Annotated in this window: 17 protein-coding genes; 9 read left to right on the top strand and 8 right to left on the bottom strand. The window is 74.1% G+C overall.

Going from position 1 to position 18,850, the window contains the following annotated elements:
- Positions 1-5: 5 nt before the first annotated feature.
- The gene (locus NF338_RS13195) at positions 6-1,292 is read right to left on the bottom strand and encodes an ABC transporter substrate-binding protein (protein WP_087470035.1); all 1,287 of its coding nucleotides are present in this window, start codon (positions 1,290-1,292) and stop codon (positions 6-8) included.
- Between the two features lie 266 nt (positions 1,293-1,558).
- Between NF338_RS13195 and NF338_RS13190 the strand changes: the two genes are divergently transcribed.
- The 3 genes from NF338_RS13190 to NF338_RS13180 all read left to right on the top strand — a co-directional run bounded on the left by NF338_RS13190 (position 1,559) and on the right by NF338_RS13180 (position 4,451).
- A complete protein-coding gene (locus NF338_RS13190; protein ID WP_264031211.1) occupies positions 1,559-2,560 on the top strand; it encodes a LacI family DNA-binding transcriptional regulator in 1,002 nt (333 codons plus the stop codon).
- A 110-nt stretch (positions 2,561-2,670) separates the two neighbouring features.
- Complete coding sequence (locus NF338_RS13185; protein WP_264031210.1) at positions 2,671-3,090, top strand: transferase; 420 nt, start codon at positions 2,671-2,673, stop codon at positions 3,088-3,090.
- Positions 3,091-3,152: 62 nt separating this feature from the next.
- Positions 3,153-4,451, top strand: a complete 1,299-nt coding sequence (locus tag NF338_RS13180; RefSeq protein ID WP_264031209.1) for a PrsW family intramembrane metalloprotease — start codon at positions 3,153-3,155, stop codon at positions 4,449-4,451.
- An 8-nt stretch (positions 4,452-4,459) separates the two neighbouring features.
- On the opposite strand, the gene NF338_RS13175 is transcribed toward NF338_RS13180, so the two are convergent.
- Positions 4,460-5,080 carry a helix-turn-helix domain-containing protein gene (locus NF338_RS13175; RefSeq protein WP_264031208.1) on the bottom strand — a complete coding sequence of 207 codons (621 nt, stop codon included), beginning with the start codon at positions 5,078-5,080 and terminating at the stop codon, positions 4,460-4,462.
- 82 nt (positions 5,081-5,162) lie between these two features.
- Here NF338_RS13175 and NF338_RS13170 point away from each other — a divergent pair, with 82 nt between their 5' ends.
- Positions 5,163-6,359, top strand: coding sequence for a benzoate/H(+) symporter BenE family transporter (locus tag NF338_RS13170; protein WP_264031207.1), 1,197 nt, complete (start codon positions 5,163-5,165; stop codon positions 6,357-6,359).
- Between the two features lie 33 nt (positions 6,360-6,392).
- On the opposite strand, the gene NF338_RS13165 is transcribed toward NF338_RS13170, so the two are convergent.
- Both NF338_RS13165 and NF338_RS13160 read right to left on the bottom strand, forming a co-directional pair.
- A complete protein-coding gene (locus NF338_RS13165) occupies positions 6,393-8,723 on the bottom strand; it encodes an LLM class flavin-dependent oxidoreductase (protein ID WP_264031206.1) in 2,331 nt (776 codons plus the stop codon).
- Positions 8,720-9,655: an LLM class flavin-dependent oxidoreductase gene (locus NF338_RS13160; RefSeq protein ID WP_264031205.1), complete on the bottom strand. Its 936-nt coding sequence runs from the start codon at positions 9,653-9,655 to the stop codon at positions 8,720-8,722. Before NF338_RS13160 ends, NF338_RS13165 begins: the two co-directional genes overlap by 4 nt.
- A 92-nt stretch (positions 9,656-9,747) precedes the next feature.
- On the opposite strand from NF338_RS13160, the gene NF338_RS13155 reads away from it, so the two are divergent.
- The gene (locus tag NF338_RS13155; RefSeq protein ID WP_264031204.1) at positions 9,748-10,284 is read left to right on the top strand and encodes a MarR family winged helix-turn-helix transcriptional regulator; all 537 of its coding nucleotides are present in this window, start codon (positions 9,748-9,750) and stop codon (positions 10,282-10,284) included.
- Positions 10,285-10,389: 105 nt separating this feature from the next.
- On the opposite strand, the gene NF338_RS13150 is transcribed toward NF338_RS13155, so the two are convergent.
- From NF338_RS13150 to NF338_RS13140, 3 genes are read right to left on the bottom strand one after another with little or no spacing between them, the layout of a single operon-like run.
- On the bottom strand, positions 10,390-11,838 hold the full coding sequence (locus NF338_RS13150) for an MFS transporter (RefSeq protein ID WP_264031203.1): 1,449 nt from the start codon (positions 11,836-11,838) through the stop codon (positions 10,390-10,392).
- Positions 11,835-12,785: a polysaccharide deacetylase family protein gene (locus NF338_RS13145; protein WP_264031202.1), complete on the bottom strand. Its 951-nt coding sequence runs from the start codon at positions 12,783-12,785 to the stop codon at positions 11,835-11,837. Before NF338_RS13145 ends, NF338_RS13150 begins: the two co-directional genes overlap by 4 nt.
- Positions 12,782-13,993: an ROK family transcriptional regulator gene (locus NF338_RS13140; RefSeq protein WP_264031201.1), complete on the bottom strand. Its 1,212-nt coding sequence runs from the start codon at positions 13,991-13,993 to the stop codon at positions 12,782-12,784. Before NF338_RS13140 ends, NF338_RS13145 begins: the two co-directional genes overlap by 4 nt.
- 148 nt (positions 13,994-14,141) lie before the next feature.
- Here NF338_RS13140 and NF338_RS13135 point away from each other — a divergent pair, with 148 nt between their 5' ends.
- The 4 genes from NF338_RS13135 (at position 14,142) to NF338_RS13120 (ending at position 17,909) form a co-directional block, all read left to right on the top strand.
- Positions 14,142-14,723 carry a 1-acyl-sn-glycerol-3-phosphate acyltransferase gene (locus NF338_RS13135; protein WP_264031200.1) on the top strand — a complete coding sequence of 194 codons (582 nt, stop codon included), beginning with the start codon at positions 14,142-14,144 and terminating at the stop codon, positions 14,721-14,723.
- 332 nt (positions 14,724-15,055) lie between these two features.
- Positions 15,056-15,781, top strand: a complete 726-nt coding sequence (locus NF338_RS13130; protein WP_264031199.1) for a lytic polysaccharide monooxygenase — start codon at positions 15,056-15,058, stop codon at positions 15,779-15,781.
- Between the two features lie 404 nt (positions 15,782-16,185).
- Positions 16,186-16,950, top strand: a complete 765-nt coding sequence (locus NF338_RS13125) for a lytic polysaccharide monooxygenase (protein ID WP_264031198.1) — start codon at positions 16,186-16,188, stop codon at positions 16,948-16,950.
- Between the two features lie 293 nt (positions 16,951-17,243).
- The gene (locus NF338_RS13120) at positions 17,244-17,909 is read left to right on the top strand and encodes a lytic polysaccharide monooxygenase (RefSeq protein ID WP_264031197.1); all 666 of its coding nucleotides are present in this window, start codon (positions 17,244-17,246) and stop codon (positions 17,907-17,909) included.
- A gap of 76 nt (positions 17,910-17,985) precedes the next feature.
- On the opposite strand, the gene NF338_RS13115 is transcribed toward NF338_RS13120, so the two are convergent.
- Positions 17,986-18,366 carry an RNA-binding S4 domain-containing protein gene (locus tag NF338_RS13115; RefSeq protein WP_264031196.1) on the bottom strand — a complete coding sequence of 127 codons (381 nt, stop codon included), beginning with the start codon at positions 18,364-18,366 and terminating at the stop codon, positions 17,986-17,988.
- Positions 18,367-18,850: the final 484 nt, after the last annotated feature.

The following is an 18,850-nucleotide window of genomic DNA, read 5'->3' as shown; positions in this document are numbered from 1 at the left end:
AGGGGTTACTCCTTGGCGGCCGCGTCGTTGACGGCGGTGACGATGTCCTCGGGCGTGCCCTGGCCGGCGAGCAGGTTGACGACGGCCGTGTTCAGCGCGTTGCCGATGTTCTGGCCGTAGAGCGTGTCGAGCCAGACGGAGACGTACGGCGCCTCGTTGTACGCCTCGAGGATCGAGACGAGTGCCGGGTCGACGACCGCGCCCTGCGCCTCCTTGCTCGCGGGCAGCGTCTGGAACGCGGTGGCGTAGGCCTCCTGCGACTCCTTCGACATGGCGAAGTTGAGGAAGTCGGCGCACGCGTCCGGGGCGTCCACGTAGCACGAGTAGCCGTCGACGCCGCCCATCATCGCGCCGGGCTCGCCGTCACCGCCCTCGACCTCGGGGAACGGGAACCACTGGAGGTCGGGCAGGGGCTGCTCGTCCGGCGTGAGCGACGCGATGACGCCCGGGTCCCACGCGCCCATGAGCTCCATCGACGCCTGGTGGTTCGCCAGCAGGCCGGCCGAGGAGCCGGCGCCCTGCTGCGCGGACGTGGTGAGGAAGCCCTCGTTGAACGGCTCCGTCGCGGCGAAGTCCGCGAGCGCGTTGCCGGCGTCGAGCCAGCACGGGTCGTCGAAGGTCCGCGTGGCGGCGGCCTCGTTCATCGCGTCCTGGGAGCAGAAGCGGAGCGCGAAGAAGTAGTACCAGTGCGCGGCAGGCCACGCGTCCTTGGCGCCGAGCGCGATGGGCGCGATGCCCGCGGCCTTGAGCTGCTCGGTCGCCGCCTCGAGGTCCGAGATCGTCCCCGGGGTCTCGGTGATGCCGGCCTGCCCGAACAGGTCGGTGCTGTAGAACATGCCACCGGGCAGGATCGACACCGGCATGCCGTAGACCTTGCCGTCGACCGAGAGCGCGCTCAGCGAGCCGCCGACCGCCTCCTCGACCGCCGGGTCGATGAGGTCGGTCAGGTCCTTGACCTGGCCCGCCTCGACGACGTCCGCGAGCTTGCCGCCGCCGCGCGCCATGAAGATGTCGGGTGCGTCACCCGAGTTCAGGGCGGTCTGGAGCTTGCCGTCCATGTCCTCGTTCTGGATGGACTGGATCTTGATCGTGACGCCGGGGTTCTCGTCCTCGAACGCCGCGGCCGTGGCCTTCCAGTACTCCATGCCGGGTCCGGTCGTGGAGTTGTGCCAGAAGGTCATCGAGACCGAGCCGTCGTCCGAGCCGGAGTCGCCTCCGCCTCCGCAGGCCGAGAGCACGAGCGTGCCCGCCATCGCGACGGCGGTCGCCGCCAGGAGCTTTCGAGACTTCATCGTTCCGTCCTCTTCGTCGAGTCGCACAGGGCGCACGCTGCCTCGAGCGCGCCGGGCCGCCTCCGCGTCGGGGCCGCCACGGCGACTCTCGCAAACGGAGGGGTCGCGTGTCAATCGTTATCGATAACGTTTTACACACGATGCGTCGCGAGCCGGCGCCGGGCGCGGGCGTAGGGCGCCCGCACGGCCCACGACGCGGCCTCGGACCAGGCCGGGCGCCCGGCGGGGCGCCGCCGAGGGGCCTCGCCACGGGCTACTGTCTCCCCATGCGCTCCACGGGAAGAGTCACGATCGGCGACGTCGCGCGCACCGCCGGCGTCTCCGTCGCGACGGTCTCCAAGGTGATCAACGGCCGCTACGGCGTCGCTCTGGAGACCTCCCGGCACGTCCAGGAGGTCATCGACCAGCTCGGGTACGAGTCGTCGATCGTCGCGCGCAGCCTGCGCAGCCGTCGCACCAACGTCATCGGCATCCTCGTCGCCGAGTTCGAGCCGTTCTCGACCGAGCTCCTCAAGGGCATCTCCGAGGCCGTCGACGGCACCGGCTACGAGCTGCTCGCCTACTCCGGCGGGCTGCGCCGCGACGACCGCGTCGGCTGGGAGCAGCGCTACCTCTCGCGCCTCGGCGGCACCCTGATCGACGGCGCCATCCTCGTCACGCCGACCGTCGTCGCGCCGGGCAACTCCATCCCCGTCGTCGCCGTCGACCCGCACCGCGGCCCCTCCGGCCCGCCCACCGTCGACTCCGACAACCTCGCCGGCGCGCGCGCCGCGACCGAGCACCTGCTCTCCCTCGGCCACCGCCGCATCGGCTTCCTCGCCGGCCGCCCCGACCTCGAGTCCGCGCGCCTGCGCGAGCAGGGGTACCGCGAGGCCCTCGCCGAGGCCGGCGTCCCGTTCGACCCCGACCTCGTCCGCGTCGGCGGCTACCGCCCGGACCTCGCCGACTCCCCCGCGCACGAGCTCCTCTCGCTCCCCGAGCGGCCGACCGCGATCTTCGCCGCGAACGACCTCTCCGCCATCCGCACCATGGAGGTCGCCACCGAGCTCGGCCTGCGCGTGCCCGACGACGTCTCCGTCGTCGGGTTCGACAACGTCCCCGAGTCCGCGCTCACCACTCCGCCGCTGACGACCGTCGACCAGCCGATCCACCGCATGGGCGCCGAGGCGTTGCGCCTCATCGTCGACCTCGTCGAGGGCAACCCCCGCGAACCCCACGTCCGCCTCCCCACGACCCTCGTCGTCCGCGGCACCACCCGCCCTCTCTGACCGACCAGGACGGATCGACGCCGGGCGGGGCGTCGGCAGGGCTGGAATCCTGGGCACCTCCCCGACGTTATGTCAGCAGTACCACTGCCGACAGACCCTGAGGAGGTCGCATGGCCCGCCTCGCACGCCGTGTCCAGGTCGAGAACGACTACGGCGAGATCATGCACTACGAGCGCCACACCGGCGGCGGCCTCGTGTCGCCGCACGCGCGCGTCCCCGAGTCCGTCCCCGTCGGGTCGGGCACGTACGTCGAGAAGGGGGCCGTCGTCGGGTCCGGTTCCCAGCTCGGCGAGGGAACCTGGATCGACCGCGACGTCACCCTCGGCCGGGACGTCCGCGTCGGCGACAACGTGCGCATCTCCCCCGAGACCCGGGTCGGCGACCGTGCCCGCGTGGGCAGCGGCGCGCGCGTCGGACGTCGCGTGCTCGTGGAGCCCGGCGCCGTCGTCCCGCCGGACGAGATCGTGCCCGACGACGCCACCGTGCGCCGTCGGGGCGGCGTCCGGTCGGGGTACGACGTCGCCGCGTAGCGACACGTCCAGGCGTCGAACACCTTTCCCCGGCAGCATCCGGGTGCGTAGCCTTACCGCCCGTGACCTTCCCGCCGCACGGCCCCGCCGTCCCCCCGCCGCACCCGCAGCCGACGCCGGTGCACCCGCACCCGCAGGGGCCCGCAGGCGCCGCGGGGCCGCTCGACCCACGCGCCGTGCTCGAGGGCCGGCCGCCGGGCCGGGCGCGCGTGGGCGTCATCGTGACGATCGCGGTCGCGAGCCTGTGCCTGCTGATCGGCCTCGTGCTCGCGGCGCTGTCCGGGGTCGGGACGTTCACCGTGGGCCTGCTGCTGGCGCTCGTGCCGCTCGGCATCTGGGTGCCGGTCGTGCTCGCGCTCGACCGCCTCGAGCCGGAGCCGCCGAGCGCGCTCGTCGTCGCGTTCCTGTGGGGCGCGGGCATCGCGACGCTCGTCGCGGGGATCCTCAACACGCTCGGGCTCGAGCTGCTCACGGCGCCGCTGTTCGGCGAGGAGGTGGGCTGGTACGTCGTCGCCTCGTTCGGGGCGCCGTTCGTCGAGGAGATCCTCAAGGGCGCCGTGCTGTTCGGGATGCTGTGGTTCCGCCGGCACGAGATCGACGGCTGGACCGACGGCGTCATCTACGCCGCGATGGTCGCGCTCGGGTTCGCGGCGGTCGAGAACGTCACGTACTTCATCATGGCCGCGCAGGACGGGACGCTCGGCCCGACGTTCGTGCTCCGCGCTCTCGTCACCCCCCTGCTGCACCCGCTGTGCACGGCGCTCACGGGCCTCGGCGTCGCGAGCGCGGCCACGAGCCCGCCGGGGCCGCGCCGCGTCCTCGCGCCGATCGGCGGCCTCGCGGCGGCGATCGCGCTCCACATGCTGTGGAACGCCTCGACCGGGTTCGGCACGCTCGCGCTCGGGGTCGCCTACCTCGCGGGGCTCGGGGTGCTGGTCACCCTGATCGTCCTGCTCGTGCGCGACCGTCGCCGCACGGTCGCGACGATCCAGCGCCAGCTCGTGCCGTACGTCCCGACGGGCCTCGTCACGCCGGCGGACCTCACGATGCTCTCCACGCTCGCCGCGCGCCGCCAGGCGCGCGACTGGGCCCGCCGCACGGGCGGCAGCGGCGCCGCGCACGCGATGCGCGACTACCAGCAGGCGGCGACGGAGCTCGCGCTGCTCCACGACCGCGTCGCGCGCGGCGCGGTCGAGGCGTGGCGCGTCGAGGGGCAGCGCCGCGCGCTGCTGCAGCTCATGCTCACGGCGCGCCAGGCGTTCCTGGTCCGGACGCCGCAGCCGCCGCCCGCGCCGTGGTCGCCGGGCGCGCCGTCCGGCTTCACGACCGACGCGTGGGTGCCCGGCCAGAACGCGTACTAGCCCGACGTCTACCCGGCGCCGCCCCGGGGCGGTGTCCGGATGACGAGCACCGCGTCGACCTGGGCGCCGTCGAGCGCCCGGTAGGAGTGGTCCGCGTCGGACACCCAGCGCAGCTCGTCGCCCTCCTCGACCACGGCCTCCGCCCCGTGACGCCCGGCCCGCAGGCGGCCGCGCGTGATGAGCAGGTGCTCGACGACGCCCGGCCCGTGGGGCGGTGAGGTCCGGTCCGCGTGGGGCTCGAGGTGCAGATGGTAGACCTCGACGGCCGTGCCGCCGGGCAGGTGGTGGGCGTCGAGCAGCCGTGCGGTGACGCCCTCGGACGACACCTCGGTGCCCGCGCGCTCGGCGAGCAGCGTCGCGAGCGGGACGCCGAGCGCCCCGGCCAGGGCGTAGAGGGTCGCGAGCGTGGGGTTGCGCGCGCCGTGCTCGATCTCGGAGAGCGAGCCCTTGCCGATGCCCGCCGCCGCGGCGAGCGCCGACAACGAGAGCCCGCGCTCGGCACGCAGCGCCCGGAGCTGCGCGGCGACCGCCGCGAGCGTCCCGTCCTCCGCGCGTCCCGACGGGCGTCCGGGCGCTCCTCCGGTCTCGCCGTCCGGCCGTCTCCCTGCGCGCCCCGCCCCGTCGCTCACGGGCCGCAGCCTACCGGCGCGGGTGTCGCGAGGCCTCTGATACCGTTCCATGAACAGAACGCCCCCGTCTGCCAGGAGCAGCATGGACCCCGCCTCGGACCGCCTGCGCCCCGTCCTCGCCGGGCTCGTGACCGCCCTCGTCGGCTTCACGAGCTCGTTCGCCGTCGTGCTCGCCGGGCTGCGCGCCGTCGGAGCGACCCCCGACCAGGCGGCCTCGGGGCTCCTCGCCCTGTGCGTCACGCAGGCCGTCGGCATCCTCTGGCTCACCACCCGGCACCGCACCCCCCTCACGCTCGCGTGGTCCACGCCCGGCGCCGCGCTGCTCGTGAGCACCGGCGCCGTCGCGGGCGGGTGGCCCGCCGCGGTCGGGGCGTTCTGCGTCGTCGGCGGGCTCGTCCTGCTCACCGCGCTCTGGCCGCGCCTCGGGGACCTCGTCGCCGCCATCCCCACCCCGATCGCCCAGGCGATGCTCGCCGGCGTGCTCCTGACCCTGTGCCTCGCACCGGTGCGCGCGGTCGTCGCCACACCGCTTCTCGTCGCACCGGTGATCGTCACGTGGCTCGTCCTGCTGCGGGTCGCGCCGCGCTGGGCGGCACCCGCCGCGCTCACGGTGACGCTCGCGATCGTCGGGTACGAGGCCGTGCACGGCGGCACGCTCGCCTGGTCCGACGCCGTCCCGCGCCTCGACCTCACGGCGCCCACGCTCTCGTGGCAGGCGGTGGTCGGGCTCGCCGTCCCGCTCTACGTCGTGACGATGGCGTCGCAGAACGTGCCCGGCGTCGCCGTCATGGCGTCGTTCGGCTACCGCGTGCCGTGGCGCGAGGCGATGACCGTCACCAGCCTCGCGACCCTCGCCGGAGCGACCGCCGGCGGCCACACGATCAACCTCGCCGCGATCTCCGCCGCGCTCGCCGCAGGGCCCGAGGCGCACCCCGACCCCCGACGCCGCTGGCTCGCCGCCCACACCGCCGGCTGGGCGTACCTCGTGCTCGCCGTCGGGTCCGCCGGTCTCGCCGCGCTCGTCGCCGCCGCGCCCGCGGGCCTCGTCGAGGCGGCGGCGGGTCTCGCGCTCGTCGGGACGCTCGGTGCCGCCGTCGCGGGGGCCGTCGCCGAGCCGCGCGGGCGCGAGGCAGCCGTCGTGACGTTCCTCGTCGCCGCGAGCGGCGTCGTCGTGGCGGGCATCGCCGCCGCGTTCTGGGCGATCCTCGCCGGGCTGGCCGTCCACGCGGTCCTCACCGTGCGCGGCCCGCGCGAGGTAGAACGACCGGTCGCGAGGTAGAGCCCCCCGACTTCTACCTCGCGACGGGGGGCTCTACCTCGCGGGGGCCGGTGCCGGCTCGAGCGGGTCCGGTCCGAGGACGGGGAGGTTGTCACGGAAGACGTTCGTCGGGTCGACGCGGCGCTTGACCTCCCGCAGCCGCTCCAGGGTCGCGGGCGGGAACGCGTCCGTCACCCGCTCGGTGCGCAGGTCGGTGTCGAAGCTCAGGTACATGCCCTCGAACACGTCGGCCAGCGCGTCCCAGCGCGCGTCGAGCCGCGAGCGGCTCGCCCCCATCGCCACGACGGAGAAGTTCGCCGAGCGGTGCGCGTACGCCGTCGCGTCCGCGGGGACGTCCGACGCCGCGCCGCCCGTCGAGCGGATCTGGAAGAAGTACGTGTCGCCGCTTGCGACCAGCCCCGCCAGCCGGGCGGACGCCTCGGGCGTGAGGTGCTCCAGCAGGCCGGAACGCGAGACGGGCTCGCCCTGGCCGCCGTGCGGGCCGGGCGCGGGTGCGGAGACGACGGCGTCGTACGGCACGATCTGCGCCGTCGCCTGCGCGAGCAGCGGGGAGATCGCCGCGAACGGCTGGAGCCGGGCGAGGACGGTGTCGGGGTCGTCGGAGTCGACCATGGTCATGGACTGCGCGACGACCGGCTGGCCGGGGCGCGGGCGCCCGACGATGAGAAAGCTCGTCGTGTCCCGCGGCGACGACTCGACCGTCGCGCCCCAGCGCTCGAGGAACCCGGCGAGGTCGGACGCGTCGTGCACCATCTGCGCGAACCCCACCGCCGAGACCTCGTCCGCGACGAGCTCGAACGACGTGACGATCCCGACCTGCGACCCCGCGCCGCGCACGGCCCAGAACAGGTCCGGGTTCTCGTCCGCGCTCGCCCGCACCACCGACCCGTCGGCGAGGACGACCTCGACCGCGCGCACGTGGTCGATCGTCAGGCCGTGGGCGCGCCCGAGGAACCCGATGCCGCCCGCGGTCGCGAGCCCGCCCACGCCCACGCCGCCGTAGTCGCCCGACGTGATCGCCCACCCGCGCGGCGCGAGCGCCGCCGCGACCTCGCCCCAGCGCGCGCCCGGCCCGACGCGCACGAGGCGCGCGGCGCCGTCGAGCACCTCGATCTGGTCCAGCGCGCCGAGGTCGAGCACGATCCCGCCGTCGTTCGTGGAGCGCCCGCTGATGCCGTGCCCGCCCGAGCGGACGGACAGCGGCACGGTGCGCGTCACCGGCTGGGCGTGCGCGAAGGCGAGCGCCTCGACGACCTCCGCGGTGTCGCGGGGCCGCAGCACGAGCCCGGGCGAGCCGCCGCGCAGGTAGTTCGAGCGCACGCCCGCGTACGCGGAGTCGCCCGGCTCGACCGCGCGCTCCGCGAGCGAGGCGGGGACGTCGTCGTACGCGATGCCCTCGCGACGCGCGGAGCGGACCGCTAGCGGCACGACGCGGGACGTGTCCGTCCCGCTCGTCGCGCGCCCCGCGGCGACGGCGTCCCGCAGCGCGGGCGCGACCTCCTCGGCGAACCGGCGGGTCGTGCGCTCGTCGTCGGTCGCGAGGATCAGGGTCGAGACACCCTCCTCGAGGACGAGCGGCAGGAGCCGCTCGACCCAGGCCTCGGGCGGCCCGGCGAGGTCGGGCGCCCCTCCGAGACCGGACGCCGCGGAGGCCTCGTCGAACGTGCCCGACACGTTGAGCAGGCGCGTCACCTCCCGCGGGTCGCGCCCGACGGCGGTCGCGGCCTCGTCGATGCGCGCGTTGCCCGCGCGCAGCCCGTCCCGGCCGACGCGGCCCAGCGACGGGAGCCAGCCGTCGGCCTTCGCCCCGACGAGGCGCAGCATGCGGGGGCCGAGCGCGCCCAGCCAGAGCGGGATGCGCCGCGTGGTCCCCGGCCCGGCGGTGGCGCCGTCGAGCCGGTGGTGGCGCCCGGAGACGAACAGCTCGTCGTCGCCGTCCTCGCCCCAGATCGCCCGGACCACGTCGATCGCCTCGGCGAGCGCGTCGACGGACTCGCCCGGCGTCAGACGGTCGACGCCCATCGAGACCATGGCGTCCCAGAAGGCGCCCGCGCCCAGCGCGAGGTCGACGCGCCCGTCGGACAGCAGGTCGAGGCTCGCCGCCGCGCGCGCGAGCACGGCGGGCTGACGCATCGGGACGTTGACGACGTCGGGCGCGACGTGGATGCGCTCGGTCGCGGACGCGACGTACGACAGCAGCGTCCACGTGTCGAGGAAGCGCGGCTGGTACGGGTGGTCCTGGAACGTCACGAGGTCGTAGCCGAGGTCCTCGGCGAGGCGGGCGAGCCCGACCGTCGCCTCCGGGTCCTGCGCCGACGGCGTGACGAACGTGCCGAACCGGAGCGGGTGGCCGTAGTCGGTCATGCGCGGGCCTCGCCGTCGGTCGTCGCGGCCGGCGCGGTGCCGCGTGCGGCCGCGACGAGATCGCGCGCCGCGGGGGCGACCTCCTGCCCGACGACGGCGAGCGTCGTCGGGTCGTCGCCCGCGACGATCCACGTGGACACGCCGTGCTCGAGCGTCACCTCGGCGACCTGCTCGGCCCACTGGCGCGGCGAGCCCTGGAGGAACCCCGCACCGCCGTCGGCGGTGAAGCGGCCGCCGACGTTGAGCAGACGACGAACGGCGCGCGGGTCGCGACCCGCGGCCTCGGCGGCGGCGTCGATCGTCGCGTTGCCCTTCGCCAGCGCCTCGAAGCTCTGGAGGTACGCGAGCGACGGGAGCCAGCCGTCGGCCTGTGCGCCCACGAGGCGCAGCATGCGGGGCTTGAGCGCGCCGACCCAGATCTCGACGTCGTGCGCCGGAGCCGGCCCGCGCTTGGGGCCGTCGACGCGGTGATGGGCCCCGCCTGCGACGAGGCGGTCGCGCGTGGACGTGTCCCACAGCCCGCGGATGACGTCGATGCCCTCGGAGAGTGCGTCGACCGACTCCCCCGGTGTCAGGCGCTCGCCGCCCATCGCGACGATCGGGTCCCAGAACCCGCCCGCGCCGAGCCCGAGCTCGACCCGCCCGCCCGAGAGCCGGTCGAGGCTCGCGACGGCCCGCGCGAGGACGGCCGGCGGGCGGAGCGGCAGGTTGAGCACGTTGCCCGCGATCCGGATGCGCTCGGTGCGCGCGGCGACCCAGGACATCAGGGTCCACGTGTCGAGGAACGCGGCCTGGTAGGGGTGGTCCTGGAACGTCACGAGGTCGAGGCCCACCTCCTCGGAGACCTGCGCCAGCGCGACGGCCTGGTGCGGCGCCGCGGCGGTGGGTGTGACGAAGGACCCGAAGCGCAGGTCGTGGCCGTAGTCGGGCATGGCTCCTCGCGATCTCAAAGATACGTTGCTATACAGAACATATCTTCAACAGAAAGGTGGTGCAACCACCTTCCCGGCGGTAGGGTGGGCGGATGAGCACGAGCACGACGACCGCTCCCACGACCGGCCCCGCCGAGCTCCCCGGCCGCCTCGAGGACCTCGGCTGGCACCTCGGCGTGCTCCTGCGCGCCTACCGCGCGACCGTCGAGCAGGCGCTCGACGACGTCCCGCACGGCACCCGTGGCTATCAGGTCCTCGTCACCGTCGCGCAGGGCGACCACCCCACCCAGCTCGCCCTCGCCGAGCACCACGGCATCGACCGGACCGTCATGACCTACCTCGTCGACGACCTCGTCGCCGCGGGCCTCGTGGAGCGGCAGCAGAACCCCGCCGACCGCCGCGCACGCCGCGTCGTCGCGACGCCCGAGGGCCGCCGTCGGCTCGCCGGGTGGGCCACCGCCGTGCACGACGCCGAGGAGCAGCTCCTCGGCATGCTCTCGCCCGACGAGCGACGCGCCTTCCGCACGCTCATGCGCCGCGTCGCGTGCGACCTCCGCGACGTCGACGCGGGCACCGACCCCTGCACCGTCGCCGAGCACACCCTCGGAGTCACCACCCCGCCGCGGTAGGAACACGGGTCGACGACGCGGCTATCGCCGGTCGAGCATGCGGTTGCGGCTCGTCCGGGGGCCGGAGCGAGCGACAACGGCATGCGCGACGGGGCGAGCGTTTGTCTATCTCGGGAGGGGGTCAGCCGCCGTCGGGGATGCGCCGGCGTCGGCGAGGGCGACGTCGGTGTCCTCGGGGTCGCGACCGCGGAGGGGGTAGAACCAGAAGCAGACGAACGCGAGCGCGGCGAGGGCCACGGGGACGGCGCCGAGGAGCAGGCGGACGCCGGTCGCGACGCTGTCCGGCTGCACGACGTCGCCCGCACCCTCGACGTACCCGCTCGCCGACAGCACGCCCGCGACGAGCACGGCCTGGACGATCACGGAACCGCGCACGACGAACCCGTTGGCGCCGAAGTACATGCCCTCGCGGCGCAGGCCGGTGCGGCGCTCGTCGTCGTCGATGACCTGCGCGAGCGCGACCTCGAGCACCTGCATGAGCCCCGCCACGCCCACACCCACGGCGAGGCCCGCGAGCGCGGCGCCGAGGACGGTGGACGGGATCAGGTAGAGGCAGGTCGCGAGGCCGTACACCCCGACGACCCACAGCATCGCGGAGCGCGGCCCGATGCGCCGCACGACCCACGACCACCCGACGATCGACGGGATCGCGGCGACGAAGATGGGCGCGAGCAGCAGCGTCGCGTCGGCCTCGGCGCCGCCCAGCGTGTACCGCACGTAGAACGGGATCGCGGCGAGCACGATGGCGGTCGTGCTCTGGAGCAGGAGCGACCCGAGCACGTAGGTGACGAACGCGCGGTTGGCGAACGTGTACCGGAGCTGGTCCCCCAGCCGGACGGCGGCCTCACGCTCGCGCACGACGGCGTCGTCGACCGGACGCTCGACCATCCCGGCGAGGGACCACACGAAGAACGCGAGGCTCACGGCCGCGAGCAGCAGCGCCATCCAGGTCCACCCGAGCGTGCCGTACAGCAGCGGCGCCCCGGCGGTGCCGAGGATCATCCCGACGAGGCCGAAGATCTGGCGCGGCGTGTTGCCGCGGGCGCGCTCCGCCGTCGTGCGGAAGATCTCGGGGAACAGCGCGGAGATGTTGAGCGCGACCACGACGTACGCGACGTCGAACAGCGCGACGACGACGAGGAACCACACGACGAGGCCGGTCGGGCCCACGGCGGGCGGCATCCAGACGAGCGCGAACGCGACGACGAGCGGCACGATCCCCAGCACGATCCAGGGGACGCGCCGGCCCCACCGCGTGCGGCGCCGGTCGGACGCCGCGCCGACGAGGGGGTTGAGCAGGGCGTTGAGGATCCCGTGCGCGACCATCGCCCCCGCGACCCAGCCGGCGCGCACGCCGAGGTGGTCGACGTAGAAGTAGACGACGAACGCGGAGAACGTCTGCATCAGCAGGTTCGAGGGGAACGCGGACGCGCCGTAGGCGATCGTCCGCGCGCGGGAGGGCGCGCCGACGAGCCGGCGGTCCCGCATCCGCGCGAGCAGCCCCCCACCCGCCGTGGGCACGCTGCCCGACGGCGTCCCGTGCGGGGCGCTCACCGCTCGCCCCGCTGCACCGCGCGCAGGTCCCGCCAACCGACCCGGACGATGCCCTCCTCGGCGATCACGGCCGCGACGGCCGGGTCGGCGAGGAGACGGTGCTCGAAGCCGCGCTTCGCGACGCCGTAGTCGGCGACGTCGCCGAGCTCGTCGTCGTCGAGCATCGGGTGGAGGAAGATCTCCGTCACCCCGGACGGGACGCGGCGCAGCAGGTCGAGGAAGTCCGCCCGGACGTTCTCGTAGTCCTCCTCCTCGACCGTCCCGGCACCGTCGAGCTCGAAGGGGTGGGTCCACAGCCGGTCGACCAGCACGACGCCGAGCGCGTCCGCCGCGGCCGTCGCCTCGTCGAGCAGGGGCTGGAAGTCGCCCGGGGGCAGCACCATCCCGTCGGTCGTGCGAGGCAGGCGGAACGGCAGGCGGTGCCGGGCGGCGAGCTCGAAGACCTGCGGGAGGAACGAGCGCCCCGTCTCGAGCCCGTAGACGGAGCCCATGTGGTTGTCGAGGTGCGAGACGTCGACCCCGGCCGCGAGCGCCGTGTCGAGCTGGGCCGTGAGCTCGGCGACGACGTCCTCGACGCGCGCCTGCCGCTCGACGGTGAGGACGTCGCGCGGGAAGTAGCCCGCGTCGTCGACCAGGGAGGTGCCCGTGCCGGTGAGCGGGCGCCACCGGTACCGCGTCCACTCGCTGGTCAGCACGAGGTGCACGCCGACGTCGACGGGGTGCGCGGCGGCGAAGGCGAGCGCGTCCGGCGCCCACCCGCACGGGACCATCACCGTCGCGGAGTCGACGTGCCCCGCGAGGAGGAGCTCGGAGACCGCGCGGTTGGCGGCGCGGCACATGCCGTAGTCGTCGGCGTTGAGGATGATCGCGCGCGCGTCGGCGGCGAGGCCCAGCCGCGAGACCAGGTCCGACGGCGGCGCTCCCCCGCCCGGTGCGGCGGCGGTCACGACGCCGCTTCCTCGCGCTCGTCGGGGGCGTCGCCCTCGCCCGGCGCGGGGTGGGCCGCAGCGGTGCGGAACACCTCGTCGCGCAGGGCGTCGCTGGCCGAGCGCGCGGCGCCCACCACGACGGCGTCGCACGTGAGCTCCGACGGGACGACCTGGATGGGGAGCACGGCGATCTTCTCCGCGAGGAAGCGCTTCACCCGGTCCGCGATGGGCGCGCGCGCCGCCTGGTTGGTGAGGACGAACAGCTCGGGCTCGACGACCAGCGCGACGGACGCCGCCACGACCCCGATACGTTCGGCGACCTCGTCGAGCGCGTCGTTCGAGGCGCCGTCGCCGTGCTCGGCGCGGTCGACGAAGTCCTTGACCGTCACGTCGTCCGGCAGGCCGTGCTCCTTGGCGAGCACGGCGAGGGACGACGCGCCCAACGCCTCGGAGCCCAGCGCCCGAGCGGGGTGCGGCAGGAACGAGACCTCGCCCGCACCGCCCGCGAACCCGCGGTGGAGCTTTCCGTCGAGCACGAGACCCGCACCGAACCCGTCGCCGAGGCCGAGCACGGCGAACGAGCGCACGCCCGCCGCGACCCCGTCGCGCTGCTCGGCGAGCGCCGCGAGGTTGAGGTCGTTCTCGAGCGTCACCGGGCAGCCCAGGGAGTCCTCGAGAGCCTCGACCAGATCGGTCCCGCCCTTCTCGTAGCCGGGGACGCGCCGGATGGTCCGCCGGTCCGACCCGACGATGAGCGGGACCGCCGCGACGGCGCGCGTCACCTCGACCGTGGTGCCCTGGGGGAGCCGGGCGGCGGCGTCGTTCACGCACGCACGGGCGAGCTCCGCGGCCGCACGCGCGCGCGCCGTCGTCGTCGGCTTGACGTCCCGGCGCTCCGCGCGGGCCCGGATCGCCCCCGTGACGTCGACGAGCGCGACCCGCACCCGGTCGCGCGCGACGTCGATCCCCAGGCCGAACGCGTAGTCCGGGTCCACGCGGTACAGCGTCGCGGCCGGTCCCCGCCGGTCCCGGTCGAGCCCGGCCTCCGTCACCACCCCTGTCGCCTCGAGCGCACGCAGCGTCTGCGCGACGGTCGTCTTGGACAGGCCGGTCGCCGCGACGACGTCGGGCCGGGCGACCTGGGCGCCCGTGCCGAGCACGCCGAGGACGGCGCGGGCGTTGAGGGTGCGCAGGAGGGCGGGTGTACCGGCGGGAGTGGTGTCCATCTGGTCTCCGTCGAGCAGTGGGTGGTCGATCAGACATGTCCGGGCCGTGCTGGTAGAGCGGGAAGTTCCCTACCCGCCCGGAGACTAACCAAGGTCCCGGAGGTTGTCGACGGCAACCGGTCTCCCTGTGGACGGCCTGTACCGTGGCGTGGTGATCCGCCGAGCCCTCGCCCGCGCCTACTGGGCGACCAGCCGGTGGTCCCTGCGCTCCGAGCCGTACGACACCGGCCGCCCGACGCTCCTCGTCGGCGCCCCGCACACGTCGAACTGGGACTTCGTCCTCATGCTCGCCATCGCCTGGAGCACGGGGATCCACGTGCGCTGGCTGGGCAAGCACACCCTGTTCGCCGGCCCTGCGGGCCCGCTCATGCGCGCGCTCGGCGGCATCCCCGTCGACCGGCGCGACCCGAGCCGGGTCGTGGCCGACGTCGTCGCGCGCCTCCGGGCCGGCGAGGTGTTCTCGCTCGTCGTGACGCCCGAGGGCACGCGGGGCGCGGGGTCGTACTGGAAGTCGGGCTTCTACCGCATCGCGCGCGAGGCGCACCTGCCGGTGACCCTCGGGTACGTCGACCGCACCACCATGACGACCGGTCTCGGCCCCACGATCGAGCTCACGGGCGACGTGCGCGCCGACATGGACGTCGTGCGCGCGTTCTACGCCGACAAGTCCGGGCTCCGCCCGGCGCTGCGCACCGAGCCCCGGCTCCGCGAGGAGGACGTGGTCGCCTGAGGCCGGGCGCTCCCGTCGGGGTCCCGCGAGGAGCTCCTGGGCCCTCTCGTGGTTGCCCTCGGGGGTCGTCGGGGCCTGATCCGCGATACGGGGTCCCCGCACATCTCGGACGTGGCGACCGCTCCCCCGGCTACGCTCCCCGACCCGTCCCGCGCCCCTGACCTGCGCCGTCGTACGTCCTGGCAGGCACGCTTAGGGGCGAACCCCTACCTCCCGTATTCCTCGCCGAACCGTTGCCCGGGGAAGCGGGCGTGCCTAGCGTCCGTCGGGTCAAGGCCGACGAACCGGGCTTCGCGCCGCCGTCGGCACCCCGACCAGGAAGCGAGACCCTCATGAGACGACTCCGCGCGACCCTCGTCGCCGCCGTCGTGGGCGCGGCCGCGATCGTCGCACCGATCGTGGTCGCCCCGAGCGCCTCGGCGCACGGCTGGATCACCTCGCCCGCGAGCCGCCAGGAACAGTGCGCCAGCAGCGGCACCCTCTCGTTCGACTGCGGCGAGATCAAGTACGAGCCGCAGAGCGTCGAGGCCGTCAAGGGCTCGATGCAGTGCTCCGGCGGCAGCCGGTTCGACATCCTCGACGACGCCGGAAGGCCCTGGAAGCGGACGACCGTGGGCAGCACCGTGACGTTCCAGTGGGAGCTCGAGGTCGCGCACGCCACGAGCACGTGGGAGTACTTCGTCGACGGCACGCTCTTCAAGACGTTCAACGACGGCGGCAAGCGCCCGGCCTACGACGTCTCGCACACGCTCACCGGCCTGCCGTCGGGCAACCACACGATCCTCGCGCGCTGGAACATCGCCGACACGAACAACGCGTTCTACAACTGCGTCGACGTCAACGTCAACGGCACCGGCGGCACCGACCCGGACCCCGAGCCGACCGACCCCGAGCCCGGCAGCTGCACCGCGCCGGCGTGGACCGCGGGCGGCGTGTACCTCGGCGGCGCGAACGTCTCCCACGACGGCCGCAACTACCAGGCCAAGTGGTGGACGACGGGCGAGAACCCCGCCCAGAGCGGCCAGTGGGGCGTCTGGAAGGACCTCGGCGCCTGCTGACCTGACCCACCGAACGCTGCGTCAGCGGCCGACAGATGCGTCCCCGAACGCATCCGTCGGCCGCTGACGCATCACTCGCCCCGGGCTCGCCGCCGTTCGCGAGCCCCCGGCCGTCCGGGCACCTCGGGCCGGACCGCACGGAGACGACCTGGGCTACGTGGTCCCCACATGTTTCTCACCCGCCGAGGCGCTCGGCGCGGGTGCGACGGCGGCGCAGGCACGACCGCGCAGGCGCACGATTCCGGCGAACCGACCCACCGGGTACGGGACTTCCCGTACCCGGCGCCGGGCGTGCGTAGTCGTTGAGCGGACGTCGCCCGGCTGCCTACGGTCCACCCCGTCACGGCCGACGGTGCGGGCTCCGCACGGTGTCGGCCCTCCCCGACACAGGAAGCGAGTCCCCCATGAAGCGACTTCGCGCGGCGCTCCTCGCCGCCGTCGTGGGCGCGACCGCGATCATCGCCCCGATCGCGATCGCCCCCAGCGCCTCGGCGCACGGCTGGATCACGTCCCCCCCGAGCCGGCAGGACCAGTGCGCCACCGGCGCCACGTCCTTCGACTGCGGCGGGCTCAAGTACGAGCCGCAGTCCGTCGAGGCCGTCAAGGGCTCGATGAAGTGCTCCGGCGGCAGCGGCTACACGATCCTCGACGACGCGTCGAAGCCGTGGCCCCGCACGACCACCGGCCAGGAGGTGACCTTCCAGTGGAAGCTCACCGCGAACCACGCGACGAGCGTGTGGGAGTACTTCGTCGACGGCCAGCTCTTCGCCTCGTTCGACGGCGGCGGCGTGCAGCCCCCCAAGGACATCTCGCACACCCTGAAGGGCCTGCCCCTCGGCAACCACACGATCCTCGCGCGCTGGAGCGTCGCGGACACGGTGAACGCGTTCTACAACTGCGTCGACCTCACGGTCACGGCGAACGGCACGAACCCGGGCGGCGAGAACCCCGGCGGCGAGAACCCGGGCGGCGAGAACCCGGGCGGCGAGAACCCGGGCGGCGGCGAGCCGGGCGAGTGCACCGACCCGGCGTGGTCCTCGACCGCGACGTACACGGGCGGGGCGAAGGTCTCGCACAACGGGAACATCTTCGAGGCGAAGTGGTGGACGCTGAACAACGTCCCGGGCGCCGAGCAGTGGGGCCCGTGGAAGCTGGTCGGCGCCTGCTGACCCGCTGAACCCCGCGACGGCGGGTGCACTCGTCCGTCCGGGCGAGGGCACCCGCCGTCGCGCGTGCCGGGCGTGGACGACGCGCCGGGTACGCGGAAGCACGTACGGGCTTTGCCCAATTGTCCGCACTCCGCACATTTCGTAGCGTCGAAGGTGCCCGATCCGAGAGCGGCCCGCGACGAAGCGCGCCGCAGGACCCATGCACCACCGGATGGAGAGCGAGACAACTCATGCGAAGACTGAGAGCGGTACTCCTGGCGGCCGTCGTCGGCGCGGTCGCGATCATCGCCCCCGTGGCCATCGCACCCAGCGCGAGCGCGCACGGCTGGATCACGTCCCCGCCGAGCCGGCAGGACCACTGCGCGAAGGGCACCACGTCCTTCGACTGCGGCGGCATCAAGTACGAGCCGCAGTCCGTCGAGGCCCCCAAGGGCTCGATGAAGTGCTCCGGCGGGAGCGGGTTCAGCATCCTCGACGACACGAGCAAGCCGTGGCCGCGCACGCAGACCGGCACGTCGGTGACGTTCCAGTGGAACCTCACCGCGGCGCACAACACGAGCACGTGGGAGTACTTCGTCGACGGCGTGCTGTTCAAGACGTTCAACCAGGGCGGCGCACAGCCCCCGAGCAACATCTCCCACACGCTGACCGGCCTGCCCGAGGGCAACCACACGATCCTCGCGCGCTGGAACGTGTCGAACACGGTGAACGCGTTCTACAACTGCGTCGACCTCAAGATCGGCGCCGGCGGCACGGGCCCGGGCGACCCGGACCCTGAGCCCACCGACCCGGAGCCCGGCAACTGCACCGCGCCGGCGTGGACCGCGGGCGGCGTGTACCTCGGCGGCGCGAACGTCTCCCACGACGGCCGCAACTACCAGGCCAAGTGGTGGACGACGGGCGAGAACCCCGCCCAGAGCGGCCAGTGGGGCGTCTGGAAGGACCTCGGCGCCTGCTGACCTGACACCCCTCACCGAGCGCTGCACCCGCGGCCGGGAGACGCACCTCCACGTGCGGCTCCCGGCCGCACGTGCGTCAGCCGCGGCCCCGGAGGCGGTCGAGGTCGCGGCGCTCGCGCTTCGTCGGGCGGCCGGCGCCGCGTTCGCGGACGGCGACCCGGACAGTGAGCTCCTTGGGCGGCGGGGACGGGCTCTGGTCGATCACGGCCTGCGCGGCGAGCGGTGCGGAGACGCGCTTCACGAGCACCTTCTCGACGACGAGGATCCGTTCGGCCGGGCCGCCACGGACGACGACGCGGTCGCCCACCTTGACGCTCGTCGCGGGCTTCGCGCGCTCGCCGTTGACCCGCACGTGCCCGGCCTTGACCGCGGCGGTCGCCTGCGAGCGGCTCTTGAACGCCCGGACGGCCCAGAGCCAGCTGTCGACGCGCGCGCTCGTCGCCTCGGTCGTCGCCATCCCCTGAGCCTAAAGCCTGTCGAACAACGACTCGCGGCGATCGAGGCGACGTAGGAGAAGCCGGATCTGGGACAGGATGACGAACGCTTCATGGGCTGTGAGGGTGGCTTCGTACTGCCGCACGAGGCGCCTGTGTCGGTTGATCCACCCGTTCGTCCGCTCGACGACCCAGCGCCGGGGTTGAACGACGAACCCGCCGACGGGTTGGGGCCAGAGACGATCTCCAGCTCGATCCCGGCCGCGGTCGCGGCGTCGGCGGGTGCTTGCCCGGTGTAGCCCTTGTCAGCCCAGACGTGCGCCACGGACGGGCACGGGTATTTCGTGAGTAGGTCGGCGAACACGGCCTGGTCCTGGACGTTCGCCGCGGTCACGTGGGCGGTCAGGAGTCGTCCGGCGGTGTCGACGAGGGGACTGCTGCAGGAACGGTTGACACGGGGTTAGTGGTGATCATGCCGCAAGGGCGGCGTTCTGGGCGGTGAAGGCG

The organism is Cellulosimicrobium sp. SH8 (genome assembly GCF_025818875.1).
Taxonomy (GTDB): domain Bacteria; phylum Actinomycetota; class Actinomycetes; order Actinomycetales; family Cellulomonadaceae; genus Cellulosimicrobium; species Cellulosimicrobium cellulans_D.
This window is presented reverse-complemented; position numbering and strand designations above follow the sequence as displayed.